Origin of the sequence: Pleomorphochaeta sp. (assembly GCF_050031695.1) — a bacterium.
GTDB lineage: Bacteria > Spirochaetota > Spirochaetia > Sphaerochaetales > Sphaerochaetaceae > Pleomorphochaeta.
The window spans coordinates 1-14,559 of the sequence record NZ_JBNAIC010000059.1; the positions used below are offsets into that span (position 1 = coordinate 1).

Annotated in this window: 12 protein-coding genes and 1 CRISPR repeat array; of the genes, 8 read left to right on the forward strand and 4 right to left on the reverse strand. The window is 27.7% G+C overall.

From position 1 onward, the window contains the following. The 3 genes from cas1 to cas2 (ACPKM0_RS09745) form a co-directional block, all read left to right on the forward strand. Positions 1 to 1,062, forward strand: a 1,062-nt coding sequence (gene cas1 / locus ACPKM0_RS09735) for a CRISPR-associated endonuclease Cas1 (protein WP_472475480.1), incomplete at its 5' end; no start/stop codon positions are given. Continuing rightward, the gene (gene cas2 / locus ACPKM0_RS09740; protein ID WP_472475482.1) at positions 1,063 to 1,338 is read left to right on the forward strand and encodes a CRISPR-associated endonuclease Cas2; all 276 of its coding nucleotides are present in this window, start codon (positions 1,063 to 1,065) and stop codon (positions 1,336 to 1,338) included. It begins immediately after the preceding gene. A gap of 1 nt (position 1,339) precedes the next feature. Beyond that, positions 1,340 to 1,633: a CRISPR-associated endonuclease Cas2 gene (gene cas2 / locus ACPKM0_RS09745; protein ID WP_472475484.1), complete on the forward strand. Its 294-nt coding sequence runs from the start codon at positions 1,340 to 1,342 to the stop codon at positions 1,631 to 1,633. Positions 1,634 to 1,831: 198 nt separating this feature from the next. Beyond that, positions 1,832 to 5,566: a CRISPR direct-repeat array (repeat unit 36 nt; unit sequence GTAGTAATGGAATGACCTGAAATAAGGGATTAAGAC). Positions 5,567 to 5,935: 369 nt separating this feature from the next. On the opposite strand, the gene ACPKM0_RS09750 is transcribed toward cas2 (ACPKM0_RS09745), so the two are convergent. The 3 genes from ACPKM0_RS09750 to ACPKM0_RS09760 form a co-directional block, all read right to left on the reverse strand. Next, a complete protein-coding gene (locus ACPKM0_RS09750; RefSeq protein ID WP_472475485.1) occupies positions 5,936 to 6,235 on the reverse strand; it encodes a hypothetical protein in 300 nt (99 codons plus the stop codon). Between the two features lie 2 nt (positions 6,236 to 6,237). Continuing rightward, on the reverse strand, positions 6,238 to 6,720 hold the full coding sequence (locus ACPKM0_RS09755; RefSeq protein WP_472475487.1) for a flavodoxin family protein: 483 nt from the start codon (positions 6,718 to 6,720) through the stop codon (positions 6,238 to 6,240). Between the two features lie 62 nt (positions 6,721 to 6,782). Further along, entirely contained in the window at positions 6,783 to 7,682 is a 900-nt protein-coding gene (locus ACPKM0_RS09760) for a Fic family protein (protein ID WP_472475489.1), read from the reverse strand. A gap of 259 nt (positions 7,683 to 7,941) precedes the next feature. Here ACPKM0_RS09760 and ACPKM0_RS09765 point away from each other — a divergent pair, with 259 nt between their 5' ends. Both ACPKM0_RS09765 and ACPKM0_RS09770 read left to right on the forward strand, forming a co-directional pair. Then, the gene (locus tag ACPKM0_RS09765) at positions 7,942 to 8,667 is read left to right on the forward strand and encodes an MgtC/SapB family protein (protein ID WP_472475490.1); all 726 of its coding nucleotides are present in this window, start codon (positions 7,942 to 7,944) and stop codon (positions 8,665 to 8,667) included. A gap of 9 nt (positions 8,668 to 8,676) precedes the next feature. Then, positions 8,677 to 9,351 carry an MgtC/SapB family protein gene (locus ACPKM0_RS09770; RefSeq protein WP_472475491.1) on the forward strand — a complete coding sequence of 225 codons (675 nt, stop codon included), beginning with the start codon at positions 8,677 to 8,679 and terminating at the stop codon, positions 9,349 to 9,351. Positions 9,352 to 9,421: 70 nt separating this feature from the next. Here ACPKM0_RS09770 and ACPKM0_RS09775 read toward each other — a convergent pair whose 3' ends face one another. Next, complete coding sequence (locus ACPKM0_RS09775) at positions 9,422 to 11,107, reverse strand: hypothetical protein (protein WP_472475493.1); 1,686 nt, start codon at positions 11,105 to 11,107, stop codon at positions 9,422 to 9,424. Between the two features lie 291 nt (positions 11,108 to 11,398). Between ACPKM0_RS09775 and ACPKM0_RS09780 the strand changes: the two genes are divergently transcribed. From ACPKM0_RS09780 to ACPKM0_RS09790, 3 genes are all read left to right on the forward strand, one after another. Further along, the gene (locus ACPKM0_RS09780; RefSeq protein ID WP_472475495.1) at positions 11,399 to 12,274 is read left to right on the forward strand and encodes a carbohydrate ABC transporter permease; all 876 of its coding nucleotides are present in this window, start codon (positions 11,399 to 11,401) and stop codon (positions 12,272 to 12,274) included. Beyond that, complete coding sequence (locus tag ACPKM0_RS09785; protein WP_472475496.1) at positions 12,274 to 13,107, forward strand: carbohydrate ABC transporter permease; 834 nt, start codon at positions 12,274 to 12,276, stop codon at positions 13,105 to 13,107. Before ACPKM0_RS09780 ends, ACPKM0_RS09785 begins: the two co-directional genes overlap by 1 nt. Before the next feature lie 70 nt (positions 13,108 to 13,177). Beyond that, positions 13,178 to 14,455, forward strand: coding sequence for an ABC transporter substrate-binding protein (locus ACPKM0_RS09790; RefSeq protein WP_472475498.1), 1,278 nt, complete (start codon positions 13,178 to 13,180; stop codon positions 14,453 to 14,455). Positions 14,456 to 14,559 lie beyond the last annotated feature (104 nt).

Consider the following 14,559-nt stretch of genomic DNA (forward strand, 5'->3'; position numbering starts at 1 on the left):
ATGATAGCTTATTTAGTATCAAATAACGGGAAATTAAATTATGAATCAGGATTGTTAATATATAAAGATTATTTAGGGAATATAACAAAATTTATTCCCAATAAGTTGTCTCAAATAGTAGTAATAGGCAAATTAGAATTAACTGGAACTTCAATAAACATATTATTAAATCATAAAATTCAAGTTGATTTTCTTTATAAAAATGGTAAGTATAATGGTAAATTAGTTTTTGAAGATTCAAAGAATACTTTTTTACGACATAAACAACATTTAATATATGAGGATGAAAAAAAGAGTCTATCTATAGCTAAAGATATTGTAAGAGGGAAAATTCATAATCAATTATTATTTGCACAAAGAATTTCTAGAAAAATATATAAAAATGACAATATTTTAATTAATTTAAAATTATTATCAAACTGTTTATCAAGAGTTGACCATGCATATAATTTAACTACTCTACGGGGTATAGAAGGAGAGGCCGCAAAACTATATTTTTTTATTTTAGGCTATAATATTAGCCCAAAATGGGTTAGTTTTAATTGTCGTAGCAAAAATCCTCCCTTAGATGAAGTTAATTCAGTTTTAAGTTTTATTTATACATTGTTAGCTATTAGAATAGATTCTATAATTCTATCTAATGGTTTAGATGATTCAGTAGGAACATTGCACAGTCTATCTTATGGACGTAAATCTTTAATTTTTGATTTAATTGAAGAATATAGAACTCCTATTGCAGATACTTTAACTTCTGCTTTATTTAACTTAGGAACTTTAAAAAAAGAAGATTTTAGAGTAGGTGAAAAATATGAAGATTCTGAAATGTCTGATAATGAGAAGAATCAACAATATGATAATGATATTAAAAAAGGTGTTTATCTAACAGAATCAGGAATGAAAAAAGTGGTTTTTGCTTTTGAAAAAAAAATTAAAGATGAACATTATTATCCAGATTTAACTAAAACTATAGAATATAATAGAATATTTAAAGAACAAGTAAAGCTTTATAAATCAGTTATAAATGGAAATCGAGATCATTATTTACCACTGGTGGTAAAATAGATGTTATTTTTTGTTTGTTATGATATTACTGATTCTAAAAGATTATATAAAATTTCTAAATATTTAGAGCGAAAGGGAATAAGGATACAATATTCATTCTTTTCTTGCGAACTAAATAAGAAGGAATACACTATATTAAAAACAGAATTATTGAAATTAATTAATGCAAAAAATGACAAAATTTGTTTCGTTCCTATCTGTGAAAATTGTTTAAATAAAATTCTTTATATTGGTTGTGACAAGAGTTTTATTCTTCCTGATTTTATGGTGTTGTAATATGATAGAGAATTTTTTGTTAATTTATGATATCAGTGATGAAGAAACAAAATATAATAATATATATAAAATATTAAACTTATGTTATGCGAAAAGAATTCAAAAATCTGTATTTTTATTGCAAGATGAAAAGAAAGATGTATTGAGAGTTATATCTAAAATAAAAAAAAATATTAATGTAGAAAAAGATAAATTACTCTTGATTCCATTATGTAAAGACGATTGGGAAGCTGTTGAAATGTTTGGTGTTGATAAAAAAGAGGGTATTCCAAAATCAGAGTTTTATATTTTGTAGCGCGAAGCAAAAATTTTATGTTTTTTTATTATTTATAGCGTAGGTTCGCGATTTTGTATAAATCTTTATACAGAAAAGATTTGTATTTATTATTAAACTTTAAAATAGTAAAAATATATTTTTAATTAGTAAAATAGCTTTAGCTTCGCGATTTGACGCATGTATTTATTTGTGGTATAAATAATTATATAATTAAGAGTAGTAATGGAATGACCTGAAATAAGGGATTAAGACACAACTTCATAGTGTTGTTCTTTTTTGTCATTCGGATGTAGAGCGTAGTAATGGAATGACCTGAAATAAGGGATTAAGACCATTGGTAGTTGCTTTAGCATTGTGTATTGCTTTTACAAAAGTAGTAATGGAATGACCTGAAATAAGGGATTAAGACTAAAAGTTCAACAAATGAATTTTCATCTTTAAATTCTCGTAGTAATGGAATGACCTGAAATAAGGGATTAAGACAAGCCCAAACTTGTATATTCATAATTAACTCCTTTCTGTAGTAATGGAATGACCTGAAATAAGGGATTAAGACTTTTTAACCTTTTTATGTGAACATTTTTATAACTTTTTCTGTAGTAATGGAATGACCTGAAATAAGGGATTAAGACGAAAAAAGCACATACATCATGAGCATCAAAACCTAAACTAGTAGTAATGGAATGACCTGAAATAAGGGATTAAGACCCTTCGCCTTGTATACGTGCATATAATGCAACTACCTTTCCAGTAGTAATGGAATGACCTGAAATAAGGGATTAAGACATTTATTATTTCCCATCTTTAATTTCCTTTTTTTAATTTTATGTAGTAATGGAATGACCTGAAATAAGGGATTAAGACACATAAATTAAACCACATTGGCGAATCGACTAAAAGACGTAGTAATGGAATGACCTGAAATAAGGGATTAAGACCTTTTACAAGGCTTAAAATTGTACCTTGTACAAGGTCGCTCGTAGTAATGGAATGACCTGAAATAAGGGATTAAGACTTTCTTTATATTCTGCTTCAAATTCAACATAAGGTTTGTTCCGTAGTAATGGAATGACCTGAAATAAGGGATTAAGACTTATATGTATTATACTATTACCCATTAATATAATACTTGTTTGTAGTAATGGAATGACCTGAAATAAGGGATTAAGACATTGAACATAACTACCCATATAATCACTTTTTATTTCTTTATGTAGTAATGGAATGACCTGAAATAAGGGATTAAGACCCAAATTCAGCAATTAAATCATAATCACCATCTTTATTCGTAGTAATGGAATGACCTGAAATAAGGGATTAAGACTTTTGTCGATATTATTTACTACTAACATGTAAGTTAATAATAAGTAGTAATGGAATGACCTGAAATAAGGGATTAAGACTGTTGTTTTTTGCTTTTCTTAAAATAAAGGGGAATACATTGTAGTAATGGAATGACCTGAAATAAGGGATTAAGACATTTTTCAAGTGTCGAACCGTTTCCAAACTGATCCACCGTAGTAATGGAATGACCTGAAATAAGGGATTAAGACGAACTCTCTTGAGTTGTAACGTTATGAAAAACATCTCTTACGGTAGTAATGGAATGACCTGAAATAAGGGATTAAGACTTTATTTCTTGCAAAAACATATTTTCATTTAAAACAACGTAGTAATGGAATGACCTGAAATAAGGGATTAAGACGGTCTTGTTGCTTGTTAGATTTAAAATTTAACGGTTTAACTGTAGTAATGGAATGACCTGAAATAAGGGATTAAGACGAATCTTTCTTTTCATTGAAGAATTTTACAAATTTATCAATAGAGTAGTAATGGAATGACCTGAAATAAGGGATTAAGACTCAGCTTTAAACGTTCTACCATTTGTAAAATATTCAGCTTGTAGTAATGGAATGACCTGAAATAAGGGATTAAGACTAAGCAAATTTAGCTTTTAGTAGTAAACGATTTTCAGTATAGTAGTAATGGAATGACCTGAAATAAGGGATTAAGACATAGGGTAAGGGCTGCAGAAAGATAATAGGCTAGATTTACCAGTAGTAATGGAATGACCTGAAATAAGGGATTAAGACGCATCTTGTTTATTTTTTCCAATTGTTGCCATTTTCTTGTAGTAATGGAATGACCTGAAATAAGGGATTAAGACCGTCAAGTTCAGGACTATAGCCGTAAACAGCATACCAATCCAGTAGTAATGGAATGACCTGAAATAAGGGATTAAGACTCTACTAATTCACCGTAAAATGCTACTGCTTTTTCTTCGAAAGTAGTAATGGAATGACCTGAAATAAGGGATTAAGACCTTATATTTTTTTTCAAGACTAATAATTACATCTCTCTCTGTAGTAATGGAATGACCTGAAATAAGGGATTAAGACAACCTTGTATTTTACTAGCAATATCAACCATGCTAGTAAGTGGGTAGTAATGGAATGACCTGAAATAAGGGATTAAGACGTTTAATCTCAGTATCCCAACCCTCAAATGTTCTCAATGTAGTAATGGAATGACCTGAAATAAGGGATTAAGACTGTGTACCTAAATCGTCAAAGTCGTATTCTTCAATATCTGTTGGTAGTAATGGAATGACCTGAAATAAGGGATTAAGACGCGATGAAAAGGTCGAAGCTATCATGAAACAAACCAGCTTTTGTAGTAATGGAATGACCTGAAATAAGGGATTAAGACTCCCATGCTCTCGCATGAGAAAATAATACCATTTTCTGCTAAAGTAGTAATGGAATGACCTGAAATAAGGGATTAAGACCTTGTTCATCTGTTAAAACTTGAAAAGATTCATTTTCTGTAGTAATGGAATGACCTGAAATAAGGGATTAAGACTTTTGAGCAATTAATCTTAAAACATCTGATAAATCATTTGATTCGTAGTAATGGAATGACCTGAAATAAGGGATTAAGACTTTATTTTCACTTTCTAAAAGTCTTTGTCTAACAACTTCATCGTAGTAATGGAATGACCTGAAATAAGGGATTAAGACTAGGTTATACAGAACTCATGATTAGCAATCTCATATTCAAAAGTAGTAATGGAATGACCTGAAATTAGGGATTAAGACTTACTGTATCTTAATTCAATGTTATTAGTTAATCTTCCAACTGTAGTAATGGAATGACCTGAAATAAGGGATTAAGACTACTAATTCTGTTGATAGGGATATCAAAAGATTTTTCTTTTGTAGTAATGGAATGACCTGAAATAAGGGATTAAGACACGTCATCCCCGTCGTCGGTTCTTACCCACTCTAATACTATTGTAGTAATGGAATGACCTGAAATAAGGGATTAAGACACTTGAAAATTATTATTTTCTTTTACAAAAAATAAACCGTAGTAATGGAATGACCTGAAATAAGGGATTAAGACTATACTATTATAATGGTTTAGTTATAACCGTCCTTACGCTCTCGTAGTAATGGAATGACCTGAAATAAGGGATTAAGACTAGACTCCTTTGGGTCATTTTGACCCACTCTTATAATTGATTGTAGTAATGGAATGACCTGAAATAAGGGATTAAGACTTTACCTCACAATTACCTAATTTGTAAGCAACACAACGTAAGTGTAGTAATGGAATGACCTGAAATAAGGGATTAAGACACCAAAAGCACCTAACCATCTTACAAACATATTTCTATCTCGTAGTAATGGAATGACCTGAAATAAGGGATTAAGACAAAATAACATAAACTTCATTTTTTTCATTAATAACTACGTTGTAGTAATGGAATGACCTGAAATGAGGGATTAAGACGTTTATTGATGTTTTCAAGTTTATTATCAAACTCATTAATTAGTAGTAATTGAATGACTTGAATTAAGGGATTAAGACTTTCTTCTTCCAACTTCTAAACTTTGCCATTTTCTACCTTCCGTAGTAATTTAATGACCTGAAATAAGTGATTATGCGTTTCTCTCCTCATCCAAAAACAGCTTTATATAAAGCTAAAGATAAAGTTCCAGAATATAGAAGAGATGAAAGAGCAAAAGAGCTAAGAGACTTATCTAATGAGTTATATATTAAATATTTAGAAAGACAGTTAGATAAAGAGTGTGAAGTTGTTCTTCAAAAGAGAAAAAATGGTAAATTTACAGGTGTTACTGGAAATTATATTGATGTAATTGTAAATGACTCACCTGCTTTTGCAGCACCAGGGATGCTTTTTAAAGCTAAATTTAGTGATATAAAGAGTGATAAACCTATTGTTAAGATTATAGATTAATTATATTAGCTTCCTTTTGGGAAGCTAATATTAATATAGAGATTTAGTTTATATAATTATGAGCAAAAACCATAAACTGTTTGTAATTCAGGTTTATGAATAGATACCCATTTTTCTGAAAGTTCATTATAATCTATAATATCAGTTTCTTGTAATTTTATTACTTCAACTAAAGCTTCTAAAAATGTGGTTTCAATATAATTGAATGAATATTGAATCATATCTTCGTAATTTTCTCCAAAGTATTCTTCAAATAAATCTATAAATGAAGTTAAAAAATCTTCATACATAGTTTCATTAATAATTATCTTTTTGTTTGAATTTGTAATTACTTCAATGTTTTTAAATGTAGACATAGTTAGTTTTCCTTTGTTATTTCTTGAAACCAATTAATCAATTTTTCTTTTTCAGGATCATATTCTTTATTAAATACGATACAATCATAAGTTGCTTTTAATTTTATTTTGGTTTCTTTTTCAAATTTAGATATTACATTTTTGTGACCACCTTGGTGAGTATAAAAAAGGTAAATATTCTTATCAGTTAAATTGTTTTGTTCTATAAATGAATATATAGCAGGAGTTACTTCACCAGCCCAAACTGGAGATGCAATAATTATATTTTCAAAGTCATTTAAGTCTATATTTTTTTCTTTTAATTTTGGTCTTTTTTTGAAGATGACTTGTGATCCACCCCATAAATATTTTGAAAAGCCTTTTGTAGATTTTTCATTTATAGGTTCAATCTTTTCAATAGCTAAATCAAATTTAGTAGCTAAATCTTTTGCTAATTTTTCAGTATGTCCTTCATAAGAATAATAAAGTATTAATGTTTTCTTCATTTTTTTTACCTCATCCTATTGTATCATAAATGATTTGAAATTAAAGAATTATATTTTTTTAGTTAAATATATTTAGCAATTAATTCTTCCATTTTATCTTGTGCAGATAAACAAGTATCAATTAAATAACCTTTTTCTTCATTATAATTTTTTAATCCTCTATAATAAAAGTATTTATTATTATCCTCGATAATAAAAGGGGTAATATCATTTTTTAAGCATTCTCTAAACATTATTAATCTTCCAACTCGACCATTTCCATCTTGAAAAGGATGGATTTTTTCAAATTTTACATGGTAGTCAATAATATCTTCAATTTTCTTGTCTTTTATATTTAAATAGCTAGACAATATCTTTTTCATCTCATTATGGACATTTTCTACTTTTACAGTATCTAAACCACTAACGGTGTTGTTTTTAGATTTATAATTCCCAACATTAAACCATTCTAATTTACTATCTGTTGTATTATTTTTTAATATTGAGTGAAATTTTTTTATGAGTTCTTCACTTAAAGAATCAAAAATTGTATCTAATAAATAATCGAAAGCACTAAAATGGTTAATTACTTCTATAATATCATTTGTATTTTTAACACCCTCTATTGTATTAGTTTCATAAATATATCTTGTATCTTCTTCATTTAATTTGCTGCCTTCAATTCTATTAGAATTATAAGCAAACATAATTTGAATTTCATGATAAAGCGTGTTTGGCAGTCTAATAGCTTTTTCTTCTAATAGTTTAGAGAGAATAAGTGAAATGTCTTTTTCTATTTCTACAATATCACAAATTTCACAATTTATTTCATTGCAAATTGATGCAATAGTGTTAAGAGAAACACTTTCATTTTTTGAAAATTTACTCATAGTTTTAGAAGAAATATTTAATTTGTCTTGTAAATATTTTTTTGTAATCTTTTTTTCTTTTAATAATTCATTAAGATGATATTTTATTTTCATTTCTATTTCCCCTTGTGTATTAATTATAGATTAAAACTTTACTTTAATAAAGTTTTAATATTATAAAATGTATAAAAATAAATATTTTCTTATATTTGAAAGCATATTTTTATCATTAAAATTAATAATATATTTCTAGCGGAAAAGAAAATTCTTATAATACTAATCAATTTTCTATCATTAATCTTAAAAATGAACACTTTTAAAACTTCTAATTGTAGCTTATAATCATATGATAGTTAGAAAAAAAGGGGTTTTAATGTTAGAGCTAGGAACATTAAGAGAATTAAACTTATTATCACTTTGTTTGAGATTGCTTTTAGGAATTTTATTCAGTGGTTTTTTAGGTTTTTCAAGAAATATCAAACAAAGGCCTGCAGGAATAAGAACTTATATGTTAGTTAGTATAGGTGCTGTTATGACTATGACCTTAGCACAGTTTGAATATTCTATGATCAATACACTTTGGAATGATGCATATCAGCAAATAGGAATTGGCTTAGATTTAAGTCGATATGGTGCTCAAGTAATTAATGGTATTGGTTTTTTAGGAGCTGGTTCAATTATTTTATCTGGGAACAGAAAAATAAAAGGTATGACTACAGCTGCAGGTCTTTGGGCTTCAGGTTGCATGGGGTTAGCTCTTGGTGCAGGTTTTTATGAAGGCGCAATTATTGGTTTTTTAATATTATTTCTATGTTTATCACTTTTGCCATTTATCGAAGATTCGATTTTATTAAAATCAAAGAATATGAATGTTTATATTGAGTTTAGATCAATTAAATCTCTAAAACATGTTATTGAATTAATTAAATCTTTAAATATTTCAATATTTGAAATGGATATTGTAAATAATTTTGATAATCCAAATACTTTAATTGGAGCTAATTTTTATATGCAGCTTAGTAAAAAGAATATAAAACACTCAGAAATATTAATGGCATTATCAGAATTTGATGAAATTTGTAATGTTGAGGAAATATAGGGGAATATGATGGAATATTTAAGACAGTTTAATTTAATTTCAATTCTTATTAGATTGCTTTTAGCAATGGTTTTAGGTGGATTAATTGGATTAGAGAGAGAAACAAAAAGAAGACCTGCTGGATTTAGAACTCATATTTTAATCTGTGTAGGTTCAGCACTTACTACCCTTACATCTCAATATTTATATTTAGAATTACATATGTATACTGATCTTGCGAGATTAGGTGCTCAAGTTATAGCTGGTATGGGTTTTATCGGTGCCGGAACTATTATCATTACTAAAAGAAATGATGTAAAGGGATTAACAACAGCAGCAGGGCTATGGACAACTGCAATTATTGGTTTATGTCTAGGTGCTGCTTATTTTGAAGGTGGTATTGCTGCAACTGTAGCGGTATTGTTCATTGAATTAGTTTTAAAAAAGTTTGAATATAAATATATTAGGAAATATATGCAAGTTATTTTTTATATAGAATTTAGAAAGAAAGGAACTATTAAAGAAATCTCTTCAATATTTGAAAATAATAAAATGACTATTGTTGATATGGAAATGAATAAAGTAAATAAGTTAAGAAAAGCTTTTATTACTATTAAAGTAAAGAATTCTAAACTGATTGATAATGTAATTGATGAGATATCCGTTGTAGAAAATGTTGAGTTTGTAGATACTTTAACTCAATAGTTTTTTATATATTCTTAAAGCTTTATATTTTTAAAGCTTTAAGAAATATATATAAAGATGGGTGATCTTTCTATTTTGAAATATCTATTTGTTTAAATATATTATTTCTTATATTTTTTATTGAGACATGTTCTAGTATCATAGAAAGTTCTTTACTATTTAATAAAATATTTTCATTATCTGTTAAAAAAATATTATTCTCAATATTTAATTCTTTAATACTATTACCATGAATAAATAATTCATCATTTAAATAAATAGTATTATTTTCTATAGTAATTTTATTTTGAATATATCTATCTTTTACAAATGAATTAGTTTCTTGTTTTATATCAAAAAGGGCAGCGCCCCATGTATGAGTTTTTTTCCCAGATATAGTATTGTTTCTAATTACTATATTATTAGATCCTCCCGATTCGAACCAGAAATTCATATCACAACAGATTTGAAATGCAGCTCCTATTGCATTAATTATATTATCTTCTATTAGAACATCTTTTCTAGTTTTTAAGAGAATTCCTCTTGCTCTATTTTTTTGTACAACATTTTTTTTAAAAATAAGAGAAGGGAAATTATCTAAATTATCAATACAATAATCAATGTTTTCACTGAATTGATAATCTTCGTTAAAAATTAATTTTATATATTGGTTATTTATTATTTCTTTATCTTTTAGAGTTACTATTGCTTCTTTTAACAAGGTCTTTCTATTGCTTATTTCAAGCTTTGCACCTTTTTCATATTCAAAAATACCAAAATGTTGAAAATGTCCTATTTTTGTAATTATTGTATTATTATTAATTATTTTATCTATTAGTAAATAATTTCCATGTACATTTAAAGCGTCATCCATCTGATTTTCAAATATGCAATTTGTTATTTTTATTAAGCCTTTACAACCTACACAGTGAATTGCATCAGCATTTGCAGAAACAACTCTTTGTTTTTCAATATTTTTAATTACATTAAACTTTGTAATATCTAGATTTTCACTGAATTGAGCTGTTACAGCCATTGCACCACAATGATAAACATTAATATTCTCTAGAGAAATATTTTTACTTCTATCTATTGTGATAGCTTGAACAAATCTTTGTTCATGTTTAACTACTAAAATATTATTAAGGGTACAAATTTGTTTAAATGGATAATCTATTTGTAAAATATTCTTGGTTATTTCTTTTCCATATATCTTATCTTTAATAAAATAATCAACTGCATTATCAATTGGTGCCATACTCTTACTATCGAATTCAAGCATACCCCAACACCAATCGCTTTCATAATTAACCCCGCTAAATACTATATGATTATCTCCTTCAATATGGTAGGGATATTCTTCTCTATCTATTTCAATATGAATATATGAATTAGTAGCTTTTATAATCTTCCCCTGAGTATACATAGCTCTTTTATAATCAATTGATAAATTTTTTATTATAATGTTTTGTGAGTGTTCAATGAAAAATGGAGAAATTCTTCCTTCAAATATAAATAAAGAACCATTGCCATCTATTGTGATATTTTTCATATCTGATATAGAGAATGCTATATCCTGAATTCCATGATCATTATTAGTAACAAAGTGATACTTTTGAGTAGAGTATTTATTTTTAAATATATATGTATCTTTTTTAAAGGATATATAGATGTTTTCTTTATTACTAGATTCTATAGCTTTTTTAATTACATAGGTTATATCTTTTATTTCACTATTTTCTATTAATTTTTTATCTATAGTTATTTTATTTATCATGTTTCTCTATATCCTTTTTATTATTTATTTAGTTGAAATTGTTAATTTAATTTGATTATAAATATAAAAAAGTTGAAATAAATAGTGTATTTTGATAATTAAAATAAAACAAAAAATAATCCACCCTAATGTAAAAATAATCCACTAAATCAAAATAATAGATGATTTTTTTATTGAATAAACAAAAAATATATCCCCTAAATGTTATAAAAGTCGAGTTTCGCGATTTCAAATATGCATCTAATCTAATGTAGAATTATAATTAAAAATTATTCATTTATTGGAGAGAAAATGATAAAAAAGCAGAAATTAACATATAGGAACTTTTATTTCTATTTAATCTTAATTGCTCCTTTAGCAGCAATTTATATTACTTTTTTTCTAATTCCTGTATTTCAAAGTATGTATTTTAGTTTTACCAATTTTGATGGTTTAAATCCTAATGCAAGAATTATTGGATGGAAGAATTTCCAAGTAGCTATAAAAGATAAGAATTTATATGCAGCATTAGGCAATACAGTGTTTCAAGCTATAGGTGTTACTATTTTACAAAATGTATTATCTCTAACTTTAGCTGTAGGTTTAAATAAGAAATTCAAAGGTCGTGGTTTTGTTAGAACTTTAATTTTTGCTCCATGTATGTTAGCTCCTGTAGTAGTAGCTTATTTATGGCAATTTATATATAGTCCTGCCGGATTATTAAACACCATTATTGGTGGAGATAAAGTTTGGTTAGCAGATGCTTCTTTTGCTCCTTATGGAATAGTAATTGCGCATTCTTGGATTTGGATGGGATATACAGCAACTATTTATTTAGCAAACTTGCAAAGTATTAGTTCTGATATTATGGAAGCAGCTAATATTGATGGTTGTAAAGGTTTTCAATTATTTAGACGTATTACATTCCCTATGTTAGCACCATCTTTTACTATTAATGTTTCACTTGCATTTACAGGTAGTTTAAAAATATTTGACTTAGTTTATGCAATGACTGATGGTGGTCCAAACGGTGCTACAGAAACGCTTTCAACTTATGCTTTTAGAAAAATGGGTACAAACCTAAATGGATATGCTTCTGCAATTACAGTACTTATGATGATATTTATAGTAATTACAGGACAAATCTTAACTCAAGCATTACAAAAACGTGAAGAGGCAATAGTCTAATGGTAACAAATCAAAGATCAAATAGAATAACAGTAATTTTAATATATATAGCAATGGCAGTAATCTTTTATCCTATCGTAATGATGGTAATGATTTCTTTAAAAAGTGATGCAGAATTTTTAAAGAGTCCATTTGGACCTTTATTAAGTGCACAATTTACAAACTATGTAACAGCTTTTAAAAATATGAATTACTTAACTTCATTGAGAAATAGTTTAGTATTAACCTCTATTTCTGCTGTTACTGGGTCTATTTTATATGCAATTACAGCTTATGCTATATCTAGAGCTAAAGCTGCTAGAAAGTTTTTTAAAGGTGTAGGAGTATTTTTCTGGGTTGGATTAGCACTTCCTATGCAAGTAATAATGGTTCCATTAGTATTATGGATGAAAACTCTTCATTTAGGTGGGAGTATGCTTGGATTAATTTTGGTATTTGTCGCTACAAATGCAGCTTATGGAGTATTTTTCTTTACTGGTTTTGTTGCTACAGTTCCAGTATCCTTAGAAGAAGCAGCTACAATAGATGGTGCATCTCCTACAGCAATTTTAGCAAAAATTATTATGCCATTGTTAAAAACCCCAATAGTTACTTTATTAATAATAATGGTTTTAAGAGTTTATAATAATTTCTTATTCCCTTTAATTTTATTGCAAGGTAAAAATTCAAGAACTTTACCACTTACAATCTATTTCTTCAAAGGTGATGAGATTGTATCTTGGAATATTATGTTCGCAGCAACAACCCTAACAGTATTACCATTGATGATATTTTATTTCATATTCCAATCACAAATTATTGATGGAATGTTGAGCGGTGGTGTGAAAGAGTAAAAATTTCCTCTATATTTAAAAAGAGGAATTTATGATAACAAAATAATGTTTTTATAAAGGAGAAAATTTTATGAAAAAAATTATGGCATTTTTATTGGTAGCTACAATGTTAATTGCTCCAGTATTTGCTAGTGGTGCTAGTGAAGAAACCTCAGCAGCAGGTAGTAGTGAGAAACCTGTTGAATTATCTTTTTTTGGATTTAAGACAGCAACTCAAGCTGAAATCGTTAAAACTTTAATTGCAGAGTTTAATGAAGCTAATCCTGATATAGTAGTATCTTATGAAGGATTAACTAATCCTGGTGGATATCAAAATGTTCTTACAACTAGATTAGCATCTGGCCAAGGTGATGATATCTTTATGAGCAGTACTAGTTTCTTAAATAAGATTGAACAAAGTGGTTATACTGTTGATTTATCAGATATGCCTGTATTAGAAAAATATACTGCAAACATGCAAGTAGGGGAGACAGTTCCAGGTCTTGCAATGGCAACAGCTCTATTTGGTATGTATACAAATAATGACTTATTAAGAGAATGTGGTATTGATAAAGCTCCTCAAACAAGAGATGAATTCTTACAAGCATGTGAAATCTTAAAAGAAAATGGTAAAACTCCAATTGTTGCAGGAAGTAGTGATGGAACAGGTGCTGCTATCTTTGTTATGACAAGAGGTTTTGAAGATATGTATTTAAATCAATCAAAAGATGCTAAAAAAGCTGATATCAAAAAAATTGATAATGGCGAAATGGAACTTGGTAAAGTTTTAGCAAAAGGCTTTGAATTTGATGAATTACTAAACGAAAAAGGTTATATCGATGGTGAAAAATCAGTTGTAATGCATCCATTTACTGATGGTACAACAGCTTTTGCAACAGGTGATGTTGGATTCTTCTTAATGGGTAGTTGGGCAGTTTCTTCAGTTAGAAAAGCAATGCCAGATGTTGATGTAACTTTCGGTGGTGTTCCTGTAAGTGATAAAGCTCCAATTGTATTAAGTGATGCAGGTGTTAGATTATGTATTAATAGTTCAAGTAAATATCCTGAACAAGCAAAACGTTTTATTGAATTTATGACAAGTACTGAAAACAATAATAGATACTGTGCTGATCAAAACTCATTCACTGTTTTAAATGATGGTACAAGTACAAGTGATCCTATGGTACAAGATGCAGCTGCTGTACTAAAGAGTGGTAGATTCTTACCTTGGGCAGATACAAGTTATAGAAATATTGATACTTGGGCATTAGCTAAACAATATGGTTCAAACGTATTTGCAGGAGAATCTGCAGCTAAAGCTATTGCTGATTTAGATGAAACTAATAATTTAAATTTATCTCTTAAATAAAATTATACAATGACAAAACATAATTCAGCCTCTAATTAATTAGAGGCTGTTTTGCTTAAATTGCTATTATAAAAGATTTTAATTTGATAATAGAGATGATATGC

Bases quoted from the DNA above. Each gene is read 5' to 3' on its own strand.
- cas2 (WP_472475482.1), top strand. From the start codon at position 1,063: ATGTTATTTTTTGTTTGTTATGATATTACTGATTCTAAAAGATTATAT.
- cas2 (WP_472475484.1), top strand. From the start codon at position 1,340: ATGATAGAGAATTTTTTGTTAATTTATGATATCAGTGATGAAGAAACA.
- ACPKM0_RS09750 (WP_472475485.1), bottom strand. From the start codon at position 6,235: ATGTCTACATTTAAAAACATTGAAGTAATTACAAATTCAAACAAAAAG.
- ACPKM0_RS09755 (WP_472475487.1), bottom strand. From the start codon at position 6,720: ATGAAGAAAACATTAATACTTTATTATTCTTATGAAGGACATACTGAA.
- ACPKM0_RS09760 (WP_472475489.1), bottom strand. From the start codon at position 7,682: ATGAAAATAAAATATCATCTTAATGAATTATTAAAAGAAAAAAAGATT.
- ACPKM0_RS09765 (WP_472475490.1), top strand. From the start codon at position 7,942: ATGTTAGAGCTAGGAACATTAAGAGAATTAAACTTATTATCACTTTGT.
- ACPKM0_RS09770 (WP_472475491.1), top strand. From the start codon at position 8,677: ATGGAATATTTAAGACAGTTTAATTTAATTTCAATTCTTATTAGATTG.
- ACPKM0_RS09775 (WP_472475493.1), bottom strand. From the start codon at position 11,107: ATGATAAATAAAATAACTATAGATAAAAAATTAATAGAAAATAGTGAA.
- ACPKM0_RS09780 (WP_472475495.1), top strand. From the start codon at position 11,399: ATGATAAAAAAGCAGAAATTAACATATAGGAACTTTTATTTCTATTTA.
- ACPKM0_RS09785 (WP_472475496.1), top strand. From the start codon at position 12,274: ATGGTAACAAATCAAAGATCAAATAGAATAACAGTAATTTTAATATAT.
- ACPKM0_RS09790 (WP_472475498.1), top strand. From the start codon at position 13,178: ATGAAAAAAATTATGGCATTTTTATTGGTAGCTACAATGTTAATTGCT.